General features: G+C 74.3%; 19 protein-coding genes and 1 pseudogene. 10 read left to right on the top strand and 10 right to left on the bottom strand.

What is annotated here, in order from left to right:
• Window positions 1–1542: 1542 nt before the first annotated feature.
• Window positions 1543–2505, top strand: a pseudogene (locus tag ACSNOB_RS21255) (chitinase); the annotation flags it as partial.
• A gap of 93 nt (window positions 2506–2598) precedes the next feature.
• On the opposite strand, the gene ACSNOB_RS21250 reads toward ACSNOB_RS21255, so the two are convergent.
• Window positions 2599–3264 (bottom strand): DedA family protein, encoded by a 666-nt coding sequence (locus tag ACSNOB_RS21250; RefSeq protein WP_393109486.1) that lies wholly within the window; start codon window positions 3262–3264, stop codon window positions 2599–2601.
• Between the two features lie 88 nt (window positions 3265–3352).
• Window positions 3353–3955 carry a DUF1349 domain-containing protein gene (locus ACSNOB_RS21245; protein WP_436688216.1) on the bottom strand — a complete coding sequence of 201 codons (603 nt, stop codon included), beginning with the start codon at window positions 3953–3955 and terminating at the stop codon, window positions 3353–3355.
• Window positions 3956–4110: 155 nt separating this feature from the next.
• Between ACSNOB_RS21245 and ACSNOB_RS21240 the strand changes: the two genes are divergently transcribed.
• Complete coding sequence (locus ACSNOB_RS21240) at window positions 4111–5763, top strand: alpha-amylase family protein (protein ID WP_436688215.1); 1653 nt, start codon at window positions 4111–4113, stop codon at window positions 5761–5763.
• 45 nt (window positions 5764–5808) lie between these two features.
• On the opposite strand, the gene ACSNOB_RS21235 is transcribed toward ACSNOB_RS21240, so the two are convergent.
• Window positions 5809–7389 carry a DUF4139 domain-containing protein gene (locus tag ACSNOB_RS21235; RefSeq protein ID WP_436688214.1) on the bottom strand — a complete coding sequence of 527 codons (1581 nt, stop codon included), beginning with the start codon at window positions 7387–7389 and terminating at the stop codon, window positions 5809–5811.
• A gap of 123 nt (window positions 7390–7512) precedes the next feature.
• Here ACSNOB_RS21235 and fabG point away from each other — a divergent pair, with 123 nt between their 5' ends.
• Window positions 7513–8271 (top strand): 3-oxoacyl-ACP reductase FabG, encoded by a 759-nt coding sequence (gene fabG / locus ACSNOB_RS21230; protein ID WP_436688213.1) that lies wholly within the window; start codon window positions 7513–7515, stop codon window positions 8269–8271.
• A gap of 139 nt (window positions 8272–8410) precedes the next feature.
• Here fabG and ACSNOB_RS21225 read toward each other — a convergent pair whose 3' ends face one another.
• Entirely contained in the window at window positions 8411–8830 is a 420-nt protein-coding gene (locus ACSNOB_RS21225; protein WP_393109496.1) for a hypothetical protein, read from the bottom strand.
• Complete coding sequence (locus tag ACSNOB_RS21220; protein WP_436688212.1) at window positions 8823–9218, bottom strand: hypothetical protein; 396 nt, start codon at window positions 9216–9218, stop codon at window positions 8823–8825. The genes ACSNOB_RS21225 and ACSNOB_RS21220 overlap by 8 nt, the downstream gene beginning before the upstream one ends.
• A gap of 305 nt (window positions 9219–9523) precedes the next feature.
• On the opposite strand from ACSNOB_RS21220, the gene ACSNOB_RS21215 reads away from it, so the two are divergent.
• From ACSNOB_RS21215 to erm, 4 genes are all read left to right on the top strand, one after another.
• On the top strand, window positions 9524–10894 hold the full coding sequence (locus ACSNOB_RS21215; RefSeq protein WP_436688211.1) for a glycosyltransferase family 2 protein: 1371 nt from the start codon (window positions 9524–9526) through the stop codon (window positions 10892–10894).
• Between the two features lie 129 nt (window positions 10895–11023).
• Complete coding sequence (locus ACSNOB_RS21210; RefSeq protein ID WP_436688210.1) at window positions 11024–12244, top strand: glycosyltransferase; 1221 nt, start codon at window positions 11024–11026, stop codon at window positions 12242–12244.
• Between the two features lie 116 nt (window positions 12245–12360).
• On the top strand, window positions 12361–13266 hold the full coding sequence (locus ACSNOB_RS21205) for a Gfo/Idh/MocA family protein (RefSeq protein ID WP_436688219.1): 906 nt from the start codon (window positions 12361–12363) through the stop codon (window positions 13264–13266).
• 628 nt (window positions 13267–13894) lie between these two features.
• Window positions 13895–14692: an ErmE/ErmH/ErmO/ErmR family 23S rRNA (adenine(2058)-N(6))-methyltransferase gene (gene erm, locus ACSNOB_RS21200; protein ID WP_436688209.1), complete on the top strand. Its 798-nt coding sequence runs from the start codon at window positions 13895–13897 to the stop codon at window positions 14690–14692.
• Between the two features lie 18 nt (window positions 14693–14710).
• Here erm and ACSNOB_RS21195 read toward each other — a convergent pair whose 3' ends face one another.
• Complete coding sequence (locus ACSNOB_RS21195; RefSeq protein WP_436688208.1) at window positions 14711–14902, bottom strand: DUF2795 domain-containing protein; 192 nt, start codon at window positions 14900–14902, stop codon at window positions 14711–14713.
• Window positions 14903–15058: 156 nt separating this feature from the next.
• Here ACSNOB_RS21195 and ACSNOB_RS21190 point away from each other — a divergent pair, with 156 nt between their 5' ends.
• Window positions 15059–16315 (top strand): erythromycin esterase family protein, encoded by a 1257-nt coding sequence (locus tag ACSNOB_RS21190; protein WP_436688207.1) that lies wholly within the window; start codon window positions 15059–15061, stop codon window positions 16313–16315.
• On the opposite strand, the gene ACSNOB_RS21185 is transcribed toward ACSNOB_RS21190, so the two are convergent.
• Window positions 16297–16938 (bottom strand): TetR/AcrR family transcriptional regulator, encoded by a 642-nt coding sequence (locus ACSNOB_RS21185; RefSeq protein ID WP_436688206.1) that lies wholly within the window; start codon window positions 16936–16938, stop codon window positions 16297–16299. The genes ACSNOB_RS21190 and ACSNOB_RS21185 overlap by 19 nt on opposite strands.
• A gap of 103 nt (window positions 16939–17041) precedes the next feature.
• On the opposite strand from ACSNOB_RS21185, the gene ACSNOB_RS21180 reads away from it, so the two are divergent.
• On the top strand, window positions 17042–17683 hold the full coding sequence (locus ACSNOB_RS21180) for a CatB-related O-acetyltransferase (RefSeq protein ID WP_436688205.1): 642 nt from the start codon (window positions 17042–17044) through the stop codon (window positions 17681–17683).
• A gap of 116 nt (window positions 17684–17799) precedes the next feature.
• Here the strand turns inward: ACSNOB_RS21180 and ACSNOB_RS21175 are convergent, their stop codons facing one another.
• The 3 genes from ACSNOB_RS21175 to ACSNOB_RS21165 all read right to left on the bottom strand — a co-directional run bounded on the left by ACSNOB_RS21175 (window position 17800) and on the right by ACSNOB_RS21165 (window position 21157).
• A complete protein-coding gene (locus ACSNOB_RS21175; protein WP_436688204.1) occupies window positions 17800–20010 on the bottom strand; it encodes an MMPL family transporter in 2211 nt (736 codons plus the stop codon).
• A gap of 39 nt (window positions 20011–20049) precedes the next feature.
• Window positions 20050–20595, bottom strand: coding sequence for a TetR/AcrR family transcriptional regulator (locus ACSNOB_RS21170; protein WP_436688203.1), 546 nt, complete (start codon window positions 20593–20595; stop codon window positions 20050–20052).
• Between the two features lie 130 nt (window positions 20596–20725).
• Window positions 20726–21157, bottom strand: coding sequence for a winged helix-turn-helix transcriptional regulator (locus tag ACSNOB_RS21165; protein ID WP_436688202.1), 432 nt, complete (start codon window positions 21155–21157; stop codon window positions 20726–20728).
• A 78-nt stretch (window positions 21158–21235) separates the two neighbouring features.
• Between ACSNOB_RS21165 and ACSNOB_RS21160 the strand changes: the two genes are divergently transcribed.
• A partial coding sequence (locus ACSNOB_RS21160) for an MFS transporter (RefSeq protein ID WP_436688201.1) occupies window positions 21236–22789 on the top strand: 1554 nt, incomplete at its 3' end.

Genomic DNA, 22789 nt, shown 5'->3' with positions numbered 1-22789 from the left:
GAGCGGATCGCCGGGCAGCCGACCGGCTACCTGGCGCACAAGGGCGTGGTGGACCCGGTGGGCGGCTTCCTCTACATCGCCACCAGCGACACCGGCGGTCCGTACGACGGGGGCAAGGGCGACGTCTGGAAGTTCCACCGCGCCACCGGCGCGTGGACGCGGATCAGCCCGATCCCCTCGACCAGCACCGACGCGTACTTCGGCTACAGCGGCCTCACCATCGACCGGCAGCGGCCGGACACCCTGATGGTGGCCACCCAGATCTCGTGGTGGCCGGACGCGATCTTCTGGCGCAGCACCGACGGCGGCGCCACCTGGACCCGGATCTGGGAGTTCAGCAGCTACCCGAACAAGACCAGGCGCTACACCATGGACGTCAGCTCGGTGCCGTGGCTGACCTTCGGCGGCAACCCCGCCCCGCCGGAGGAGACCCCGAAGCTCGGCTGGATGAACGAGTCGGTCGAGATCGACCCGCACGACAGCAACCGGTTCATGTACGGCACCGGCGCGACCATCTACGGCAGCACCGACCTCACCAAGTGGGACACCGGCGGCCAGTTCACGATCAGGCCGATGGTGGAGGGCCTGGAGGAGACCGCGGTGCTCGACCTGGTCAGCCCGCCGTCGGGGGCGCCGCTGGTCAGCGCGCTCGGTGACATCGGCGGCTTCCGGCACACCGACCTGGACGCCGTGCCGCCGATGATGTTCACCCAGCCGAACTTCACCAGCACGACCAGCCTGGACTACGCCGAGGCGAAGCCGAGCGTGCTGGTGCGGGCCGGCAACTTCGCCGACGCGGACCGCCCCGACGACAGCCATGTCGCGTTCTCCACCGACGGCGGGGCCAACTGGTTCCAGGGCAGCGAGCCGTCCGGCGTCAACAGCGGCGGCACGGTCGCCGCGTCGGCCGACGGCAGCCGGTTCGTCTGGGCACCGGGCGACGCCGGCCAGCAGGTGGTGCACTCGGTCGGCTTCGGCGCCTCGTGGGCCCCGTCGAGCGGCGTACCGGCCAACGCGACGATCGAGTCCGACCGCGTGAACCCGAACAGGTTCTACGCCTTCGCGGGCGGCAGGCTCTACGTCAGCACCAACGGCGGGGCGAGCTTCACCGCGTCGGCAGCCACGGGCCTGCCCGCCACCGGCAACGTCAGGTTCAAGGCGCTGCCCGGCCGGGAGGGCGAGCTGTGGCTGGCCGGCGAGGGCGGGCTGTGGCGCTCCACCGACTCCGGGGCCACCTTCACCAAGCTGGGCAGGGTGAGCGCCGCCGGCAACGTCGGCTTCGGCAAGGCCGCGCCCGGCCGGACGTACCCGGCGCTGTACCTGTTCGGCACCGTCGACGGCCAGCCCGGCGTGCACCGCTCGGACGACACGGGCGCGACCTGGGTGCGGATCAACGACGACCAGCACCAGTACGGCAACGCGGGGGAGGCCCTGACCGGCGACCCCCGGGTCTACGGCCGGGTCTACCTCGGCACCAACGGCCGGGGCATCCTGGTGGCGGACCGGCTCGGCGGCACGCCCGACCCGACGCCGACCGGCTCCACTCCGCCGCCGACCACGCCCCCGCCGACCACCCCGCCCCCGACCAGCCCGCCGCCGAACACCGGGCTGCCGAAGCACCTCCTCACCGGGTACTGGCACAACTTCGACAACCCGGCCGTGGAGCTGCGGCTGCGGGACGTGCCCGCCGAGTACGACGTGGTCGCGGTCGCGTTCGCCGAGGCCACCGCCACCCCGGGCGCGGTCACGTTCGCGGTCGACCCCGGCCTCTCCGCCGCCCTCGGCGGCTACACCGACGCGGACTTCTCCGCCGACGTGCGCGCCCTCCAGTCCCGGGGCAGGAAGGTCATCATCTCGGTGGGCGGCGAGACCGGCCGGGTGGCGGTCAACGACGCCGCCTCCGCCGCGGCGTTCAGCGACAGCGTGTACGCGCTGATCCAGCGGTACGGCTTCGACGGGGTCGACATCGACCTGGAGAACGGGCTGAACCCGACCTACATGGCCCAGGCGCTGCGCTCGCTGCGGGCCAGGGTCGGCGCCGGGCTGATCATCGCGATGGCCCCGCAGACCATCGACATGCAGTCCCCGGGCAGCAGCTACTTCAAGCTGGCGCTCGACATCAAGGACATCCTCACCGTCGTGAACACCCAGTTCTACAACTCGGGGGCGATGCTGGGCTGCGACCGCAACGCCGCGTACGCCCAGGGGACGGTGAACTTCATCGTCGCGCTGGCCTGCATCCAGTTGGAGGCCGGGCTGCGCCCGGACCAGGTCGGTCTCGGCCTGCCGGCCGGGCCGGGCGCGGCCGGCGGCGGCGTCGTCGCGCCGAGCGTGGTGAACGCGGCGCTGGACTGCCTGGCCCGCGGCACCAACTGCGGCAGCTTCCGCCCCCCGCGCACCTACCCGGGCATCCGCGGCGCGATGACGTGGTCGGTCAACTGGGACGTCACCAACGGCAACGGCTTCGCCCGCACGGTGGCCCCCCACCTCGACACCCTGCCCTGACACCCCCCACCCCCGAGGGGATCACGCGGTTGTGGTGCCCACGCAGGCCGCGAAACCGGCCGCACCGGGCACCACGACCGCGGCCCGCCCGGGTCACCGGGTGGCGTCGACGTGGTCGCGTCGGCGGGCGCGGCGGCGGGTCTTCTTGACCGCCCACCAGGCGATCATCACGACGAAGACGGCGATGATGCCGTAGTCGAACCAGTTGCTGTACTTCTCGATCTGCTGCCAGCGGGAGCCGAGGGCGTAGCCCAGGCCGACGAAGAGGGTGTTCCAGATGCCGCTGCCCAGCGTCGTGAACGCGACGAACTCGGGCAGCGGCATGCGGTTGGCCCCGGCGGGGACGGAGACCAGGCTGCGCACCACCGGGACCATCCGGCCGAAGAGCACCGCCCAGCGGCCGTGCCGCTCGAACCAGCGGTCCGCCTTCTCCAGGTCGTCCCGGTCGACCAGCGGCAGCTTGTCGAGCCAGCGTTTGAGCCGGTCCTCGCCGGCCGCCGCGCCCAGCCAGTAGAGGACGAGCGCCCCGGCCAGGGAACCGGCGGTGGCGGCGAGCACCACCAGCACCACGTTGAACCGGCCCTCACCGGCCAGGTAGCCGGCCATCGCCAGGACGATCTCGCTCGGGATCGGCGGGATGATGCTCTCCAGGGCGACCAGCAGCGCCACGCCGAGCGCGCCGGCGGCGTCGATGACCCCTGCCACCCATCCGGTCAGCCCGCCGAGCCGGGTCGGGTCGACGTTCTCGGCGAGTGCCATCGCGATCCTTTCGCCGGGTCCGGGGGATCAGATTCCTCTACCCCGTGACCCGCCGGTCACACCTGCCCGTGAGCCGAGCCACCCGGGCTCAGTCCTCGGGGTGCAGCGCCGCGTCGGCGGGTCCCCGCCACCAGCCGGTGAACCGGACCCGCAGCCCTGCCCGGGTGGGGGAGCAGCAGTACGGCCCGGCCGCCGCCACCGCCTCCGGCGGCAGCGGGGCGAGCCGGACCAGGCGCCACGGCCCGTCGTCGGCCCGGGCCCGGACGGTCAGCGCGTCCTCGCCGCGGCTGACCCGGACGGTGACCGCCCGCCCGGTCCACTCCGGCACCGGCGCGACCGACCAGTCGGACACCTCCCGGGTCACCACGGCCCCGACCTGCGGCTGCCCGTCGCTGACCTCCACCCCGGCCTTGACCCAGTTCCGCTCGTCCACCCGCACCAGCACGCCGGCCTGGTCGAACTGCTCGCCGTAGTCGAGGCGGAACGCCACCTCCATCGCGTCGCCGACGGGGAGGGGCGCGAGCAGCGCCGGGGCGTCGTCGTGCACGAAGCCGTACGAGGTGTGCCGCCACAGGTCGCTGCCCTCGGCCGGCTCCACCAGCAGCTCGCCCGCCGGCCCGTCCTCGACCCGCACCGGCTCGTTGCACCACTCGCCCTCGGCCCAGTCGACCGGTCGCTTCGCGTCACCCATGTCGGGACCGTACCCGTGGTGATCCACCCGACGCACCAGGGCTGCCGTTGGCGGACGACCACGCTGAACGCCGCCACGATGCCACCAGCCTCGCGCCGGCCGCTCCGGAGCTGCTCGCGTTTGCCGGGCGCGCGGATCGGAGACATTAGGTCGACATGGCTGACAGGTGGTATTCCGAGGCGGTCGTCTACTGCCTCGACATCGACACGTACGCGGACTCCGACGGCGACGGCGTCGGCGACATCCGGGGCCTGATCGGCCGACTCGACTACCTCGCCCGGCTGGGCGTGACCTGCCTCTGGCTGCACCCCATCCACCCGTCGCCCAACCGTGACGACGGCTACGACGCGACCGACTTCTACAACGTCGACCCGCGCTTCGGCACCCTCGGCGACTTCGCGGAGCTGCTGCACCAGGCGCAGAACCGCGGCATCCGGGTGATCATCGACCTGGTCGTCAACCACACCTCGGACGAGCACCCCTGGTTCCAGTCCGCCCGCTCCTCGCCGGACTCGCCGTACCGGGACTGGTACGTCTGGTCCGACCACGAGCCGGACGACCGCCACCAGGGCATGGTCTTCCCCGGCGAGCAGAACGAGACCTGGACCTACGACCGGACCGCCAAGGCCTGGTACTACCACCGGTTCTACAAGTTCCAGCCGGACCTCAACTTCGCGAACCCGAAGGTGCGCGAGGAGGTCAAGAAGATCGTGTCGTTCTGGCTCCAGCTCGGCGTCTCCGGCTTCCGGATGGACGCCGTGCCGTTCATCATCGAGCTGACTGAGCCGGGCAACCCGAGTTCCCCGAAGGACTTCGACTTCCTCACCGAGCTGCGCCAGCACGTGCAGTGGCGCCGGGGCGACGCCGTCCTGCTCGCCGAGGCCAACGTCGAGCCCGACCAGCTGCCGACCTTCTTCACCGACGCCGGCGGCTCGGCGAACCGCCTGCACATGCTCTTCGACTTCATGCTCAACGGGCGGCTGATGCTGGCCCTGGCGCGGCGGGACCCGGAGCCGATCATCGAGGCGCTGCGCGACACCCCCGCGCTGCCCGAGGGCGGGCAGTGGGCCACCTTCCTGCGCAACCACGACGAGATCGACCTCTCCCGGCTCACCGCCGAGCAGCGCAACCAGGTGTACGCGGAGTTCGGCCCGGACGAGAACATGCGCATCTACGACCGGGGCATCCGCCGCCGGCTCGCCCCGATGCTCGGCAACGACCGCCGGCGCATCGAGCTGGCGTACGCGCTGCAGTTCTCGCTGCGCGGCACGCCGGTGCTGCGCTACGGCGAGGAGATCGGCATGGGGGAGGACCTGTCGCTGCCCGGGCGGGAGGCGATCCGCACCCCGATGCAGTGGTCGTACCAGCCGAACGCCGGCTTCTCCACGGCCGACCCGGAGAAGCTGGTCCGCCCGGTGATCGACAAGGGCGACTTCAGCTACGAGAAGGTCAACGTGACCGCCCAGCGCAGCGACCCGAAGTCGTTGCTCGCCTGGTTCGAGCGGATGATCCGTACGCTCCGCGAGGCCCCCGAGGTGGGCTCGGGCTCGACCACGCACATCGATGTGGCGATGCCGCCGGGGGTGCTGGCGCACCGGGCCGACGGGCGGACCGGGACGATGGTCTTCCTGCACAACCTCGGCACCGCCGACGCGGAGGTGGACCTCAGCACGCTGGAGCCGGAGGCGGACCTCCCCGTCGACGTCCTCGCCGACCGCAACTACGGCGAGGTGGGCAAGCTGGACCGGCTCAAGCTGGCCGGCCAGGGCTACCGCTGGATCCGCCTCTGCCGCGGTCGCGGCCGCTGACCGGCCAGGACCAGTCCGTCGCGGGGAAGGACCTTCCCCGCCCGGTCACTCCCGCCAGCCGGCCAGTTCGACCCCCTTGGCGAACTCGACCCGGAAGCCCATGGTGATCTCGCCGCTCTCCCCCGGTTCGAGCCGCAGCCGCCAGGTCACCTCGCCCAGTTCCGTACGCTCGGCCGGCGGCGGGACGAGGGTGGTCTCCCGGACGACCACCGCTTCATCGCGGGACACCGGCAACTGGTCGAGCACCTCGACGGTCGCCGGCCTGGGCGTGTGGTTGGCCACGCTGATCCGGTACTCCACCTCCCGTCGCCGGGTCGAGCCGAGCGCGGCCCGGGTGTCGGCACGCCGGCGGAGTTCCCGTTCCACCCGTACCCGGTCGTCCACCCCGAGCGCCAACTCGGTCTCCTCACCGGGCGCCCACGCCCGCAGCCGGGTGGCCGCGACGAAGTCGGCGCCGTGGAAGACCGCCGCCGGGCCGGGCAGCAGCGTGTGCGCCGAGGTGTTGCGGACCGTCGCGCGCAGGTGCGCCTCGGCCGCGCGGACCGGCACGGTCACGTGGTCCAGCCGGGCCGGCAGTTCCAGCACGGCGATCGTGGCCCGGTACGCGCTGCCGTCCGCCGGCACCGCGACCGGGCGGGCCGGCCGGTAGGTGGCCGCGGTGACCCCCTGCTCGACCGCGGCGACGCTCTCCCGCACGCGGGGACGCGCCGGACCCGACCGGGCCGTGGCGCCCGCGGCCCCCGGCGCCGCGCCGGGCGCCGGGGGCGGCGGCATCGCGCCGAAGCTCGCCGCCGGCAGCGGTGCCGGTCGGACCCGGTCCAGGTACCAGGGCGACAGTTCGGGTACGCCGGCCGCCGCGGCCGGTCGGGCGGTCGAGAGCTGGAGCGCGCACTCCGGCCAGTCCTCGCCGGTGTCCTGGCTGACCAGGCCGAACCAGGTGACGGTCATGGTGTCGTCGACCAGCCGAAGGTCGTAGGAGGGCTGCCAGCGGGCCCCGTCGACCAGGTAGCTCAGCTCCAGGTCCAGCTCGGTGTCGTCGGCGTCCACCGACACGGTCACCTCGGCGGCGAGCCGGTCCGGTTCCCGCTTGCCGTTCGCGGCGTCGAGCTGCCGCTCGACAGCCGCCAGTTCCTCGGTCAGGTCGGTACGCTGCCGGGCCAACCCGCGCCGGCGGCTGTGGGAGTCGGCAAGCTGGCCGGCCACCGAGTCGGCGAAGACGGCCACGTCCGTCGGGGCGGCGTCACCGACGGCCAGCGCGCGGGCGTACGTGCCGCCGGCCCGCTCGGCCAGCCGGGCGAGGAACTGCCCCCGCTGCGTCTCGATCTCGTCCGTGTCGGCGACCTCGGCCAGTTCGTCGGCCAGCTCCCGGCGCCGTTGTTCCAGCGCGCCGACCTGCCCGTCGGTGCTGCGGGCCTGCCGCCACGTCGTCACGTCCACGCCGAGCACGGTGGCCGCGCCCCGGCCGCCCACCCGTAGCGACTCCCGCCGCAGGCCCAGCGGCAACGGTGCGACACGTAACCGGTGCTCACCGGCGGCCAACCGGGTGCTGCCCCGGCGGGTGACCCGGGCCCGGTCCGGGTAGACGGTGACACCGACGACGGGTGCTTCGAACTCCACTGCGTTCACGGCGGCGAGGGTAGCCGCAACGTGCTCGTGGCGGGGTCCACGACCGCTGTCCCTCGCCGGTCGGGCCCCGCGTACGCCTGGGTTAAGCTCCTTCGATCGAACGCAAGTTACCGGGAGGTAGGCATGTCGGAGGAGCAGCGGGTCGCCATCGTCACGGGGGCGGCGCGGGGGATCGGGGCGGCCACCGCCCGCCGGCTGGCTGCCGACGGCCTCGCGGTCGCGGTGGTCGACATCGACGAGTCGGCGGCCGGGGAGACCGTGGACGCGATCGCCGCGGCCGGCGGCCGGGCGCTCGGCGTCGGCGCGGACGTCTCCGACCGGGCCCAGGTCGAGGCCGCCGTCGAGCGGGTCGCCGCCGAGCTGGGCGCGCCGACCGTGCTGGTCAACAACGCCGGTGTGCTCCGCGACAACCTGCTGTTCAAGATGACCGACGCCGACTGGGACACGGTCATGGGCGTGCACCTGCGCGGCGCGTTCCTGTTCAGCCAGGCCGCCCAGAAGCACATGGTCGAGGCGAAGTGGGGCCGGATCGTCAACCTGTCCAGCACCTCCGCGCTGGGCAACCGGGGCCAGGCGAACTACTCCGCCGCGAAGGCCGGCCTCCAGGGCTTCACCAAGACCCTCGCGGTCGAGCTGGGCCCGTTCGGGGTGACCGTCAACGCGGTCGCGCCCGGTTTCATCGTCACCGACATGACCGCCGCCACCGCGGCCCGGATGAAGGTCGACTTCGAGGCGCTCCAGAAGCACGCCGAGTCGGAGATCCCGGTCCGCCGGGTCGGCCGGCCGGAGGACGTGGCGCACACCATCGCGTTCCTGGCCAGCGAGGGGGCGTCCTTCGTGTCGGGTCAGGTCATCTACGTCGCCGGCGGTCCCAAGGACTGACCCGCGCGCCCCGGCGGGCCACCGCCCGCCGGGGTCGGGCCGGTCTTCCCGGGAGCGACCGGTTCCCCGCGGTCACGTCGCCGCTGACGGCGTCCACGCCGAACGCGGCCCACGCGGCCGCCGGGTGCGCCGAGCCGGGTCAGGCGGGGTCGCGCCGGGTGCGCCAGAGCCAGAGCAGGCCGAGCACCGGCAGGACCAGCGGGATGTAGCCGTAGCCGCTGCCGAACCGCGACCAGACCGTCTCGTCGGGGAAGAGTTCCGGGTCGGCCACGCTGAGGATCCCGACGCCGAGCACCCCGGCCAGCTCCACGGTGCAGCACGCCAGGGCGACGCGCCGGCCGGCGGCGCCGGCGCGGGCCAGCCCCACCGCCGCGACGATGTAGATGGCCGCGGCGAGCGCCGAGAGCAGGTACGCCACGGGCGCCTCGTCGAACTTCGTGGCGATCTGCAGGCCGGCACGGCTCGTCGCGGCGATCGCGAAGAGCAGGTAGACCGCGATCAGCAGCCGTCCCGGGCCGGCGTTGGTCCGCTTCCGCTCCGGGGCCCGCGCCTCAGCCACCCAGCACCTCCCACGTCTGCTGGAGCCGTACGACGACCACCGGCGTGACCAGGCAGACCGCGCAGACGATGGCCGAGCCCCAGCGGGTCGGCTCCATCCTGGCCAGCACCCAGGCCAGGGGCGGCAGGCAGACCAGCGTGACCAGGTACCCGAAGAAGGCCCCCGGCTCGCCCGGCCGCTCGCCGCCGCCGAGGGCGACCAGCGCGAACGCGGTCAGCGCGAGCAGCGCCGCCTCCAGCACGGCCAGGCCCGCGAACTGCACCCGGTCCGGCGCGCGGCGCCGCAGCGTCGCCACCAGGGCCCAGGCGGCGACGAGGAGCGAGAGCGCGATCGAGGCGGTCGCGAGGAGCCCGTCCACCGGCGAACCGGCCGAGGCTGCGCTGGTCATCGGGGCCATCCGGGGCGCGGTTCGGTCACCGGCACAGCCTACTAACCCGCGTAGTACACCCGGTCACCCGCCGCCCCGCATCGGCGGCGCGTCGTCCGCCCGGCCCGGCCTGCGGGCGCGCGACGTCCGGCGAAGTCGTGCCGGCCGGCGCGGGGAGCGGGTCCGGCCGGGGCGACGACCGTCGCGAAGGGACGGTCCTACCCCTATCGACCCCTACTCATGTATTACGAAAACCTTTCGGAACGCTACTCTCTGGCTATCTCGCCGACCTCCGATGGCAAGTTCGTCCGACGGAGAGGATCGCCATGTCGTTGCCCACCATCCGCCCGGCGCTGAGCGTGGTGATGCCGACCTACCAGGATCCGCAGTGCCTCGCGCTGACCCTCCAGGCGCTGACCCGCCAGACGCTGCCGGCGGAACGCTTCGAAGTGATCGTGGTCCGGGACGGTGGCTCCTCCGACGGGTACGCCGAGGCTCTCGCCGAAGGCGCCGGCCTCCGCCTGCGCGTGGTGGAGCTGCCCCGGCGCAAGGGCCGCTCCGGCGCCCGGAACGAGGGGGCGCGGTGCGCCTCCGCGCCCTTGCTGGTCTTCCTCGACGCCGACTCGTGGGCGGTGCCCGACCTGTTGGAGAGACACCTGGCGTGGCACAGCGCGCCCGGCAACGCGGCGGTGCTGATCGGCCGGCGGGACGAGATCGGCCTCGCCGACCTACCCGCCGTGCTGGCCGGCGAGTCGCACACGATCCCGCGTGCCTTCCCACACGGTGGCGACCTGCGGTTCGCGATGGGACTGCCGGACGACGACAGCGACTGGCTCCGGGCCGGCTGGGTGGTCGCCTACACGCACAACATCTCGCTCGCCAGCTCCCGCTTCGCCCAGGTCGGTGGCTACCGCGAGGCGTTCGGTCTGAGCTACGGCGTGGAGGACGTCGAGCTGTTCTACCGCGTGGACCGGAGCCTGCCGGACGGCGTCAACTTCGGCTACGACGACGACGCCCGGGTCGTCCACCTGCCGCACCACAAGAACATCACCCGCAACTGGATGGAGATGAAGGCCAACTTCCAGCAGGCCGCCAGGATGTACCCCTGCCTGGAGTGGGAGTTCCTCACCGCGGTCATGGGGTACGAGGCCATCCGGCGGATCCTGCACTACCGGGCGCTCATCGACGAGTGCGTCGAGCGGTCGGCCTGCGCCATCGGGCCCGCCGCCGCGCGCCTCGCCGGCCAGTTGCGGGGGCCCAGGGTGCTCTGGATAGGCACCGGCCGCGCCGACTCCGGGCTGCCCGCCTCGGCGCTCACCTACGACTACGCCGCACCCATCGGGCCGACCAACTTCCACCTGCTCGGCGTGGCCCCACCCATGCCGCCGGGCAGTCTGGACGCGGTGGTCAGCGTCGACTTCTGGCGGTACCTGCTGTGGCCGGAACTCTGCCAGTTCATCTCCGCCTCGCTGCTGCTGGCCGGCGAGGTCCACCTGGTCGCCACCGCCGACCCGACGCCGGGGATGTGCGCCGCCGACCCGCGGACGCTGGACTACCTGCGCCAGACCCAGGCCGCCCAGTGCGCGGCCGAGCTGCGCGCGGTCGAGGGGCTCGGCCACGTGCTGACGTTGCGGGCTCCGCAGCCCGCCACCAGCGCCGCGCGCCGCGCGCCCGGCCAGGTCGCCGCCAGGGCGTGACCCACGGCACCGGCGGGCCGCTCCCCGGCGCCGGGGTGGCAGCTCGACGGTGCGGCCGGGCCCGACGTGGGTGTCCCGGCCAGTCCCACCGCGCCCGGATCCGCCGCTCGAGACGGAAAGGCGAGCATCATGCGCGTACTGCTGTCGACCCTCGGGTCACGCGGCGACGTCCAACCGCTGGTGGCGTTGGCGGCGCGGTTGAAGGCTCTCGACCTGCAGGTCCGCCTCTGCGCCCCGCCGGACTTCGCCCGGTGGGTGGCCAGCTTCCAGATTCCCTTCGTGCCCGTCGGTCCGCCCTGGCGCAGGTCGGCGGCGCCCAGGTCGCGGGCCGCCGTGCCCCGGCCCTCGCCGGCACGGGTACGCCAGCTGGCCGAGTCCTCCATCGCGATCCAGTTCGAGGTGTTGTCGGCGGCGGCCCGGGACTGTGACGTCCTCCTCGCGGCGACCGGCCTTCAGATCGCCGCCCGCACCGTGGCGGAAAGACGGGGCATTCCGTACGTCTTCGCGGCGCTCTGCCCGGCAGCCCTTCCCGCACCGCACCACCCCCCGTTGCCGCTGCCGGTCCTCGGGGAGGTGCCCGCGCCCGAGTCGGCCGACAACCGCGAACTGTGGGCCGCCAACCTGCGGCACGTCAACGACACCTTCGGCGCGCCGCTCAACGCGCTGCGGGCGGCGGTGGGACTGGTTCCGGTCGACGACGTCACCGCCCACATCCACACCGACCAGCCGTGGCTGGCCGCCGACCCGACACTGGCGCCCTGGCCGGATGCCGACACGGCTGTCTATCAACCGGGCGCCTGGCTGCTGCCGGACGAGCGGGCGCTGCCCACCGAGCTGACGACCTTCCTGGACGCCGGCGAGCCGTGCGTCTACGTCGGATTCGGCAGCATCGCCGCACCCCCGGGCCTGCTGGAGACGGCTGTCCAGGCGGTGCGCGCGGTCGGCTGCCGGCTGGTCGTCTCCCGGGGCTGGGCACCCCTCTCGCCGGTCGACCGGGCGCCCGACTGCATGGTCGTCGGCGAGGTGAACCAGCAGGCGCTGTTCAAGAGGGTGGCCGCGGCGGTCCACCACGGCGGCTCGGGCACCACGACCACGGCGGCGCGGGCCGGGACGCCGCAGGTCGTCATACCGCAGGTCTACGACCAGCACTACTTCGCGCGCCGGGTGTCCGCACTCGGCATCGGCAGCGCGCACCCCGGCGCGGTACCGACCGTCGAGTCGCTGACCGCGGCGCTCGGCGCCGCACTGCGGCCCGAGGTGGCCGCCCGCGCCCGCGCGTTCGCCGCCGTCGTACGCACCGACGGAGCGCAGGTCGCCGCGGAGCGGTTGACCGCCACTCTGCGGGCCTGAGCACCCTGTCACCGATCACCCGCCGGGACGCGCCGGCCGGGCAGCACTGCGGCGGGGAAGGCCCCGCGACGGATCCTCGCGGGTACCGTGGTGTGACGACGACGGTGGAGGTTCTCGTGGTGCGGTTCGGGTTGTTCGGCACCGGTCACTGGGCGGCGGAGACGCACGGCGCGGCGCTGGACGCGCACCCGGGGGTCGCGTTCACGGGCGTGTGGGGCCGCGACCCGCGCAAGGCCGCCGCCCTGGCCGAGCGCTACGGGGTGCCGGCGTTCGACGACGCCGACGCGCTGATCGACGCCTGCGACGCGGTCGCCGTGGCCCTCCCGCCGGACGTCCAGGCCGGCATCGCGGTCCGCGCGGCCACCGCCGGCCGCCACCTGCTGCTGGACAAGCCGCTCGCGTTGCGCGTCGCCGACGCCGACCGGGTGGTCGAGGCCGCGCAGGCGGCGGGCGTCGCCTCGGTGGTCTTCTTCACCGGCCGCTACCAGCCGGACGTCGCCGGCTTCCTCGCCTCGACGGCCGCCGTCGGGGGGTGGCACACCGCCAAGGCGATCCGGTTCGGGTCCATCTTCCAGCCCGGCAGCCCGTACGGGGCCTCGCCCTGGCGCCGGGAGCACGGCGCGCTCTGGGACATCGGCCCGCACGCGCTGTCGCTCCTCCTGCCCGTGCTCGGCCGGGTCACCCGCGTCGCCGCGATGGACGGGCCGCGCGGGCTCGTCCACCTGCTCCTCACCCACGACGGGGGCGCGACCAGCACGGTGTCGCTGACCCTGGACGCCCCGCAGGAGGCGGTGAGCCGGGAGTTCGTCTTCTACGGCGAGAACGGCGTCGAGACCGTCCCGCCCGGCGAGGGCGACTCGGCGACCGCGTTCGGGGTGGCGATCGACCAGTTGCTGGAGGAGATCGGGTCGGGCACCCGCGACCACCGCTGCGACGTGCGCTTCGGCCGCGAGGTCGTCGCCGTGCTCGCCGCCGCCGAGACCACCCGCGCCGAGGGCCGCACCGTCGACGTGGCGGGCTGAGCAGGAACTCCGGCGCCGCCCCGGCGCATCCCCGGCCACCCGGCGACGAAGGCGGCGCCGCGACTGCGCTCCAGGACGACGCGCCGCGGCGGTGACGCCGGCGGGTGGATCGGCGGGCCGGGCGGAAATACGGTCGCCGGGCGGGGACGGCGGCGCTAGGGTCGCGGGCATGTCTCCGCACGCTCTGATCGAGGGGGTCGGCACGCCGGCCGCCTTCGGGCCGCTCCTGGTGGCCCGCCCGCGAGTCCGGCGTCCGGCCCTGGCCGGCGCGACCCGCGACTGATCCCGCACCGCACACGCAGCACCCTTCGCCCGGTCCTACCCGGGCGCCGGGCGCCGTCCCACCGCCGTCCCGGGTGACCTCCCGGGGGTGAGCGCCGCCGTCGGCGTCACCCCGGTCACCGACCCGGCCGTGGCGTGCGCACGCCACCCCGGCCGTCGGCCCGGCGGTGGGTTGCCGCACGCGACCCCGGTCTCCGGTCCGGCGGTGGCGTGCCGCCGTGCGCCGCCGATCCGAAGTTCCGCGCCACGCCCAGGGCCGTCCGAGTCCACTCTTCCCTCGGACAGGCCCCGCTTGCGGCTGCCTGTCCGCCGCGTCGCCGCTCGGCGACAGACAGGACGATGACACGTGGCGCCCCGCCGTACCCGAGTAACCGAACGCGACCGGTCCCGTCGCGTACTCTCCCAGAACTTCCTCGCCGACCCGGCCGCGATCGCCCGGGTGGTCCACGCCGCCCGCCCCGCGCCCGACCGGCTCCTGCTGGAGGTGGGCGCCGGCCGGGGCCAGCTCACCCGGCCGCTCGCGGCCCGCTGCCGGCACCTGACGGCGTACGAGGTGGACCCGGCCGCCGGCGCCGAGCTGGCCACGGTCTGCGCGACCCTGCCGAACGTGACCCACCGGCAGGTCGACTTCCTCACCGTCACGCCGCCGCCGGAGGAGTTCGATGTCGTCGGCAACATCCCCTGGTCGCTCACCTCGGCCGTGGTGCGGTGGTGCCTGGCCGCGCCGGGACTGCGCGCGGCGACCCTGCTCACCCAGCTCGAGTACGCCCGCCGGCGCAGCGGCGACTACGGCCGGTGGACCCGGCTCACCGTGCTGACCTGGCCGGAGTTCGGCTGGCGCCTCGCCGGCCGGGTGCCCCGCACCGCGTTCCGCCCGGTCCCGAGGGTGGACGCCGGCATCCTGCGCGTCGAGCGGCGGCCGGAGCCGCTGCTGGCCGCGTCGGCGCTGCCCGCGTACCGCCGGATGGTGGAGATCGGCTTCGACGGGGTCGGCGGCTCGCTCGCGGCCTCGCTGGCCCGGCACCACCCGCGGGCGCGGCTGTCGGCGGCGCTGCGGGCGACCCGGCTCGACCCGGCCACCCCGGTCGGGCACGTCTGGCCGGAGCAGTGGCTGGTGCTGTTCCGGCTGCTGCACGCCCGCTGAACCCGGGCGGGGCGGCGGTCAGGCCAGCGTGTTCAGGGCCTCGCCGAGTTCGGCGGGGGAGTCGAACTCCTCCGCCGGCAGGGCCCGGAGCGTCTGGAGCATCTCCGTGCTGACGCCGTTCTCCTGGCCCCAGCGGACCAGGTCCTCGCGGGAGACCGGGTAGTCGAGCCCGGCCAGGTACTCCTGCAACTGCACGCCGGTGACGGTCATGCCGGCGGGCTACCCGCTCAGCCCGCCGGCACACCGCCCGCTCCGACTCCGGTCCCGCCGTCGGCGGGACCGGAGTCGGTCGCGGGTCGTCCCGCCGGTCGCCGCGCCCGTCGGCGACCGGCGTTTGCCCGGCGACACGCCGGGTAGCCGCCCGCCATGCTGGTTCAGCGGCTCGGCGCGCCGAGCGACTTCGACCCGTTGCTGGAGCGCGTCCGGGACGCCCGGATCGTGATGATCGGCGAGGCGACGCACGGCACCTACGACTACTACCGGCTGCGCGAACAGCTCACCCGCCGGCTCATCGCCGAGTGCGGCTTCTCCTTCGTCGCGGTGGAGGGGGACTGGCCGGACTGCGACCGGGTGCACCGCTCGGTGACCGGCGCACCGGGCGGGGCGGTCGAGCCGCGCGCCGCGCTGGAGCGGTTCGAGCGCTGGCCGACGTGGATGTGGGCGAACGCCGAGGTGGCCCGGTTCTGCAGCTGGCTGCGGGCGTGGAACGTCGAGCGGCCGGTGGAGGCCCGGGCCGGCTTCCACGGCCTGGACGTCTACAGCCTCTGGGAGTCCATGCAGGCGATCTTCGACTACCTCGGCGAGGAGGATCCGGCGTCGCTGGAGGCGGCGCAGGACGCGTACCGCTGCTTCGAGCCGTACGGCAAGCGCGTCGAGGAGTACGGCATGGCCAGCCGGTTCGTCTCCGCGCGGTGCGAGGAGGAGGTCGTCCGGCTGCTGGCGCGTACCCGCGAACAGGCCGCCGCAGACGGCCCGGACAGCTTCTCGGCCTGGCAGAACGCGGAGGTGGTGGCCGGCGCGGAGCGCTACTACCGGGCCATGGTCCGCGGCGGGCCGGAGTCGTGGAACGTCCGGGACATCCACATGGCGGACACGCTGGACCGGCTGCTGGACCGCTACGGGCCCGGCGCGCGGGGGATCGTCTGGGCGCACAACACCCACGTCGGGGACGCCCGGGCCACCGACATGGCCGCCGACGGGATGATCAACATCGGCCAGTTGGCCCGCGAGCGGCACGGGGCCGACGAGGTGGTCCTGGTCGGCTTCGGCAGCTACCGGGGCACGGTGATCGCCGCGCCGCGTTGGGGCTCGCCGGCCGAGGCGATGGCGGTGCCGCCGGCCCGCCCCGGCTCGGTGGAGCACCGGCTGCACGAGCTGATGCCGGAGCGGGCCGTGCTCGTCTTCGGCGGCCCCGACCAGCCGGGCTGGGTCACCGGAACCGCCGACCACCGGGCGATCGGGGTGGTCTACGACCCCTCGTTCGAGTCCTGGGGCAACTACGTGCCGACCCGGCTGGGGGAGCGGTACGACGCCTTCGTCTGGTGCGACGAGACCACCGCCCTGCACCCGCTGCCCGCCCTGACCACCCCCGGCGAGATGGAGACCTACCCGGCCGGCGTCTGACCGTCCGGCGCCCGCGGAGCCGGCGCGGCGCGCAGGGCGCCGGCCCGGGCGGCGGCCAGCGCCGCGTCGGCGGCCCGGTCGGCGACCGCCGTGTCGACCGGTTCCCCGCTGACGAACAGCCGGTAGTAGAGCGGGGCGACGGCCACCCGGACCACCTCGGTGGGGTCGGTGTCGGCGGGCAGTTCGCCCCGCGCGACCGCGCGGCGTACGACCGGCGCGGCCTGCTCGTGCCGGGCGGCGAGGAAGGCGTGCAGGGCGCGGGCGGCCGACGGGTTCTGCACCGCCGCGGAGACGAAGGCGGTGGCGACCGGGCCGTCCTCGGGGTCGGTGAAGCCGATCAGCACCTCCCGGGTCAGCGCCCGCAGGTCGCCGGCGAGGTCCCCGGTGTCCGGGACCGGCCACGGCTCGCCGCTGGCCAGCTCCAGGGCGTCGGCGATCAGCCCTTCGACGTTGCCCCAGCGCCGGTAGACGGTGGTCTTGTGCACGCCGGAGCGTTCGGCGACCGCCTCGACGGTCAGCCCCTGGTAGCCCCGCTCGGCCAGCTCGGCCAGGGTGGCCGCGCGGACGGCGGCGCGGACCCGGGCGGTGCGGCCGCCGGGACGGGTGGCGCGGTCGGGAGACAAAGGCAACTCCAGTTGCATTACGACGGCGGGGCTGGCATGCTGATCCTATCGCAACGACAGTTGCGTTTAGGTGCCGCGCCGTGCGCGGCGGAGAAGGAGCCGCATGACCGCCGTCCCGAACCCGATGACCCGCCACCCGCTGCCCGGCTTCGACCGGGTCGCCTTCCTCAAGCCCGTCGTCACCTCGCCGACGATCGAGGTGGGGGAGTACACCTACTACGACGACCCCGCCGGGCCGGCCGACTTCGAGCACGCCAACGTGCTCTACGCGTACGGGCCGGAGCGGCTGGTCATCGGGCGGTACTGCGCGATCGCCGCCGGCACCCGGTTCCTGATGGCCGGCGGGGCCCACCCCACCGCCGGGGTCTCCACCTACCCGTTCGCCATGTTCGAGGGCGCCTGGCGGGACGCCACGCTGGACCTCGCGACCGGCATGCCGAGCCGGGGCGACACGGTGGTCGGCAACGACGTCTGGTTCGGCTACGGCTGCCTGATCATGCCGGGCGTGCGGATCGGCGACGGGGCGATCATCGCGGCCGGCTCGGTGGTCACGGCGGATGTCGAGCCGTACGCCGTGGTGGGCGGGAATCCGGCGCGGCTGATCCGACGGCGCTTCGAGGCGGCCGACGTGCAACGGCTGCTCGACCTGGCGTGGTGGGACTGGCCGGCGGAGCAGGTGGCCCGGCACGCCCGCACCATCATGGCGGGCTCCCCGGCCGACCTGGAACGGGCGGTACGCGGCTGATCCCGGGGCCGCCGCGTCCGCACCGCCGACGGCGGTCGGGGCCCGCCCCGGCGGCCGGGCGCCCGTACGCAGGGGCCCGCCCGGCGTCCGGTGGGACGCCGGGCGGGCCGGGCGGCTCAGCTGCGCGGGCCCACCGGCGCCCGCTCGTCGAGGTGGGCGCGCAGGCCCTCGCCCTCGATGTCGACGTTGGGCAGGACCTTCTCCAGCCAGCGCGGCAGCCACCAGGCGCCCCGGCCGAGCAGCGACATCACCGCCGGCACGATGGTCATCCGCACCACGAAGGCGTCGATGGCGACACCGACCGCGAGCGCGAAGCCCATCGACTTGATCACCGGGTCGTCGAGGAACACGAAGCCGCCGAAGACGGAGATCATGATCAGCGCGGCGGCGGTGACCACCCGGGCCCCGTGCCCCATCCCGTTGATGGTCGCCTGCTGCGCGGTGTCGCCGTGCACGAAGTCCTCCCGCATCCGGGAGACCAGGAAGACCTCGTAGTCCATCGCCAGGCCGAACAGGATGCCGATCAGCAGGATCGGCAGGAAGCTGACCAGCGGGCCGGGCGTGTCCAGGCCGACCAGGTCGGCGAGGTGGCCCTGCTGGAACACCGCCACCGTGATGCCGAACGTGGCGGCGACGGTGAGCAGGAAGCCCAGCGCGGCCTTGACCGGCACCAGCACCGAGCGGAAGACGAGCATCAGCAGCAGCACCGAGAGCCCGACCACCAGCAACAGGTAGACCGGCAGGGCGTCGGAGAGCTTCTCGGAGACGTCGATGCCGATGGCGGTCGCACCGGTCAGCAGCACGTCCACGTCGCGGAACTCGCCGACCGACGCCCGGACGTCGTTGACCAGCGTCTCGGTGGCCTCGTCGGTCGGCCCCGTCTTCGGCACCACGCCGAGCAGCGCGGTGCGGCCGTCCGGGCTGAGCTGCGGCGGAGCCACCGCGAGGACGTTCTCGGTGCGCTGGACCAGCGCGGTGACCTGCGGGATGGCGGCCGAGGTGGCCTGCGGGGTGTCACCGGCGACCACGACCGCGAGCCGGCCGGTGAAGCCCGGCCCGAAGCCCTCGGTGATCAGGTCGTTCGACGCCCGGGCGGGCGAACCGACCGGCGCGGCGCCCGCGTCCGGCAGCGCCAGCCGCATGTCGGGCGTGGGCAGCGCCAGCAGGCCCAGCCCGAGCAGCCCGACCAGGATGACGGGCACCCGGAACCGGGTGACGGCGCGCGCCCAGCGGAATCCGAACCCGGAGCGGTCCTCGGCGGCCGGCGCGGTGGTTCCGGGGGCGTCGGCCGGCCCGTCCCCGGCCGGCGTCGACGAGCGCAGCTTGCGGGGGAGCACCCGGCGGCCGGCGAAGCCGAGCAGGGCGGGCTGGAGGGTGATCGCGACCAGCACCGCGACGGTGACGGTGGCGGCGGCGGCCAGACCCATCACGGTCAGGAACGGGATGTTCACCACGGCCAGGCCGGCCAGCGCGATGACCACGGTGGCCCCGGCGAAGAGCACGGCTGAGCCGGCGGTGCCCACCGCGCGGCCCACCGCCTCGTCCGGCGGCAGCCCCTCCATCAGGTTCTGCCGGTAGCGGGAGGTGATGAAGAGCGAGTAGTCGATGCCGACCGCCAGGCCGAGCATCAGGGCGAGGATCGGCGCGGTGCTGGTCAGGTCGACCACGCTGCTGAGCGCGAAGAGCCCCGCCATGCCGACGCCCACGCCGATCAGGGCGTTGAGCATGGTCATTCCGGCCGCCACCAGCGACCCGAACGTGACCACCAGGACGATCGCGGCGATCGCGACGCCGATCGCCTCGGTCGAGCCGACCTCCGGCACGGCGTTGAGCACCTCGCCGCCGGGCGCGACCTGCCAGCCCTGGGCCTCGGCCCGCGCGCCGACCTGCTCGTACGCGTCGCGCTGGGCGTCGGTCACCTCGTCGGCGCGGGTGGCGAACTGGACCTGGACCAGCGCGTACCGGCCGTCGGGGGAGACCGCCCCCACCTGGAACGGGTCGACGGCGCCGACCACCCCGGGCAGCGTCGCGGCCTCCTGGGCGAGTTCCTTCACCACGGCCTGCCCCTGGGGGCTGCCGAGCGCGCCGTCGGCGGGCGCCTTGACCGCGATCGTGCCGGTGGCGCCGCTGGCCGCCGGGAACTGCCCGGCGAGCAGGTCGAGGGCGCGCTGCGACTCCGTGCCGGGCATCGTGAAGTTGTCCGCTATCGGGCCGCGCAGGGTCGCGGCGGCGAGGCCGAGACCGACGAGTACGACGAGCCAGATCGCCGCGACGAGTCGCCGCCGGCGCATCGAGCCCCGGCCGAGCCGGTAGAGCAGGGTGGCCATGAGTTCCTTGTCCTCGCCTCGTGTGTGGTTGGGAACGAGTCAGTCGACGGGCTCGAGCGCCCGTCGTACGAGTGCCAGCAGGGCGGGGCGCAGTTCCTCGTCGGGCACGTCGACGAACTCGCCGCACGTCTCCGAGATGCCGGCGAGCACCACCAGCGCCGCGATCCGGGCGGCGGGTCGCTCCGGGTGCCCGGCGAGCGCGTCGATCAGCCGCTCGGAGATCCGCTGGATGTGCGCGAAGGCAGGCTGCTGGAGCAACTCCGGGAACTCGCCCCGGAGCAGGGCGATCTCCCGTCGGAACCGGACCGCGAGGTCGACGAAGCCCTCCGCGGCGACCCGCTGGGCGGCCCCGCCGTGGTGCGCGGCGATCCGCTCGTCGAGCGCCTGGAGGACGTCGATGGCCGGGGCCATCAGCTCGGTGAGGATGGCCTCCTTGTTGGCGAAGTGGTAGAGCACCGCCGCCTTGGAGCAGCCCACCTCGCGGGCGATGTCCTGCAACGAGGTGCCCCGGTAGCCGGTCACCCCGAAACGCCGCGCCGCCGCCGCCAGGATCTCGTCGTGCGTCTCCGGTACCGCCCGTGCCATGCCGGTCCACCTCCCCGAACCAGCATGCCTGACCGATCGGTCAGAGCCTGACCGATCGGTCAGATCGAGGGCGTGGCGTTCCCCACACGCCATCGGGGTCTGCTGTCGGGCCGAGCCGCTCCGCCGCCGCCTAGCCCGCCTCGCCGTGCGCCCGGTCGTACGTGGCCCGCGCCTGCGCGATGGCGGCGCGGTGCCGCTCGGCCCAGCTGGTCAGGGCGACCAGCGAGTCGTAGAGCTCCAGTGCGATCGGGGTGGCGGTGTACTCCACCTTCGGCGGCACGGTCGGGTAGACCGTCCGCTGCAGCAGCCCGTCGCGTTCCAGCTGGCGCAGGGTCAGGGTGAGCATCCGGCGGCTGATCCCCTCCACGTGGCGCTCCAGCTCGGTGAAGCGCACCGGCCCCTGGGAGGCGGCGACCAGGATGCCGATGCTCCACTTGCCGCCCACCCGGTCGAGCACCTCCCGGACGGTGCACGCCTTGGCCTGGCCGGGGGTGAAGGGCGCGTCGCCGGCGACGCACGCCTGCGCCAGGTCGACGGACACATCGGTGTTCCCCTGGGACATAAAAGTGCCTCCTTATGCTGGGCCTCACGGTCACAGAAGATGTCTCTGGTAACAAACCATGCACTTAGGAGGCGTCCGATGTCCACCCGTACCGGCGACAAGCGCTGGCCGGCGCTGTTCGTGCTCTGCGCCGGCAGCCTGATGATCATCCTCGACGGCAGTATCGTCGCCGTGGCGCTGCCCGCCATCCAGCGGGATCTCGGCTTCACCGCGACGGGCCTGGCCTGGGTGGTCAACGCCTACCTCGTCGCCTTCGGCGGGCTGCTGCTGCTCGCCGGCCGCCTCGGCGACCTGCTCGGCCGCCGGGCGGCCTTCCTGGCCGGCGTCACGCTGTTCACCGTGGCCTCGCTGCTCTGCGCGGTCGCGACCGGCCCGGAGGTGCTGATCGTGGCACGCTTTCTCCAGGGCGTCGGCGGGGCGCTCACCATGGCGGTCAGCCTCGGCATGATCGTCCGGCTCTTCCCGGAACCGGCCGAGCGGGCCCGCGCCATCGCCGTCTTCAGCTTCACCGGCGCCGCCGGGTCGTCGATCGGCATGCTGGCGGGAGGCGTGCTCACCGACCTCGCCGGCTGGCCCGCCATCTTCGCGATCAACCTGCCGATCGGCCTGGCGATCCTGGTGGGCGCCGTACGCCTGCTCGACGCCGACCGCGGGATGGGGCTGCGCGCCGGCCTGGACCTGCTCGGCGGGACGCTGGTCACCGGGGGCCTGATGCTCGCCGTGCTGGCGATCGTCGGCACCGAGGAACACGGCTGGGCCTCCGCCCGGACGCTCGGCGCGGCCGGCCTCGCGGCGGCCCTGCTCGTGGCGTTCGCGCTGCGGCAGCGGTCGGCCGCGACCCCGCTGCTGCCGCCGCGGGTGCTGCGCACCCCCGACCTGGTCGCCGCCAACGTCGTGCAGTTCCTCATGGTCGCCGCGTACTTCGGCTTCCAGTTCCTGCTCGCCCTCGAACTCCAGCTGGTGCTGGATCTCGACCCGACGGCCACCGGGCTGGCCTTCCTGCCCACGCCGGTGACGATCGCGGTGATCTCGCTCGGCGTCGCCGGGCGGCTGATCGCCCGCCACGGCGCCCGGACGGTGCTGGTCACCGGTCTCGCGGTGGCCGTGGTCGCGTTCCTGCTGCTCGCCCGGATCCCGGTCGACGGCGGCTACCTGCCCGACGTGCTCCCGGCGGTGCTCCTCTTCGGCGTCGCCGGCGGCCTCACCCTGCCGGCGGTCACCACGCTGGCGATGGCCGGCGCCGACCCGGCCGACGCCGGGCTGGCCTCCGGCCTGGTCAACACCACCCAGCAGGTCGGTGGCGCGTTCGGGCTGGCCGCGCTCGCCACGCTGGCCGCCAGCCGCGCCGACGGCCTGCGGGACGCCGGCTGGATGGAGGCCGACGCGCTCGCCGCCGGCTACCGGACGGCGTTCGCCGTGGCCGCCGTCCTCGTCACGGCGGCGCTGCTGGTCGCCCTGGTGACGCTGCGCCGCCGCCCGACCCCGGCGACCCCGCCCACGGAGCCCACGGAGCCCACGGAGCCTGCCTCGTCCACCAAGCCCACCGAGCCCGCCGCGTCCGCCGAGCCCACGGCGCCTGCCTCGTCCGCCGAGCCCACGGCGCCTGCCTCGTCCGCCGAGCCCACGGCGCCT

This window comes from Micromonospora sp. URMC 106 (assembly GCF_051386395.1).
Classification (GTDB): domain Bacteria; phylum Actinomycetota; class Actinomycetes; order Mycobacteriales; family Micromonosporaceae; genus Micromonospora.
Note: the sequence above shows the minus strand (reverse complement) of the source record. Positions and strands in the feature narration are given on the sequence as shown.

Excerpts from the sequence above, each read along its gene's own strand:
- ACSNOB_RS21210 (WP_436688210.1), top strand. The coding sequence starts at position 11,024 with ATGCGCGTACTGCTGTCGACCCTCGGGTCACGCGGCGACGTCCAACCG.
- ACSNOB_RS21190 (WP_436688207.1), top strand. The coding sequence starts at position 15,059 with ATGCTGGTTCAGCGGCTCGGCGCGCCGAGCGACTTCGACCCGTTGCTG.
- ACSNOB_RS21220 (WP_436688212.1), bottom strand. The coding sequence starts at position 9,218 with ATGACCAGCGCAGCCTCGGCCGGTTCGCCGGTGGACGGGCTCCTCGCG.
- ACSNOB_RS21180 (WP_436688205.1), top strand. The coding sequence starts at position 17,042 with ATGACCGCCGTCCCGAACCCGATGACCCGCCACCCGCTGCCCGGCTTC.
- ACSNOB_RS21195 (WP_436688208.1), bottom strand. The coding sequence starts at position 14,902 with ATGACCGTCACCGGCGTGCAGTTGCAGGAGTACCTGGCCGGGCTCGAC.
- ACSNOB_RS21245 (WP_436688216.1), bottom strand. The coding sequence starts at position 3,955 with ATGGGTGACGCGAAGCGACCGGTCGACTGGGCCGAGGGCGAGTGGTGC.
- ACSNOB_RS21170 (WP_436688203.1), bottom strand. The coding sequence starts at position 20,595 with ATGGCACGGGCGGTACCGGAGACGCACGACGAGATCCTGGCGGCGGCG.
- ACSNOB_RS21240 (WP_436688215.1), top strand. The coding sequence starts at position 4,111 with ATGGCTGACAGGTGGTATTCCGAGGCGGTCGTCTACTGCCTCGACATC.
- ACSNOB_RS21215 (WP_436688211.1), top strand. The coding sequence starts at position 9,524 with ATGTCGTTGCCCACCATCCGCCCGGCGCTGAGCGTGGTGATGCCGACC.
- ACSNOB_RS21165 (WP_436688202.1), bottom strand. The coding sequence starts at position 21,157 with ATGTCCCAGGGGAACACCGATGTGTCCGTCGACCTGGCGCAGGCGTGC.
- ACSNOB_RS21250 (WP_393109486.1), bottom strand. The coding sequence starts at position 3,264 with ATGGCACTCGCCGAGAACGTCGACCCGACCCGGCTCGGCGGGCTGACC.
- fabG (WP_436688213.1), top strand. The coding sequence starts at position 7,513 with ATGTCGGAGGAGCAGCGGGTCGCCATCGTCACGGGGGCGGCGCGGGGG.
- ACSNOB_RS21175 (WP_436688204.1), bottom strand. The coding sequence starts at position 20,010 with ATGGCCACCCTGCTCTACCGGCTCGGCCGGGGCTCGATGCGCCGGCGG.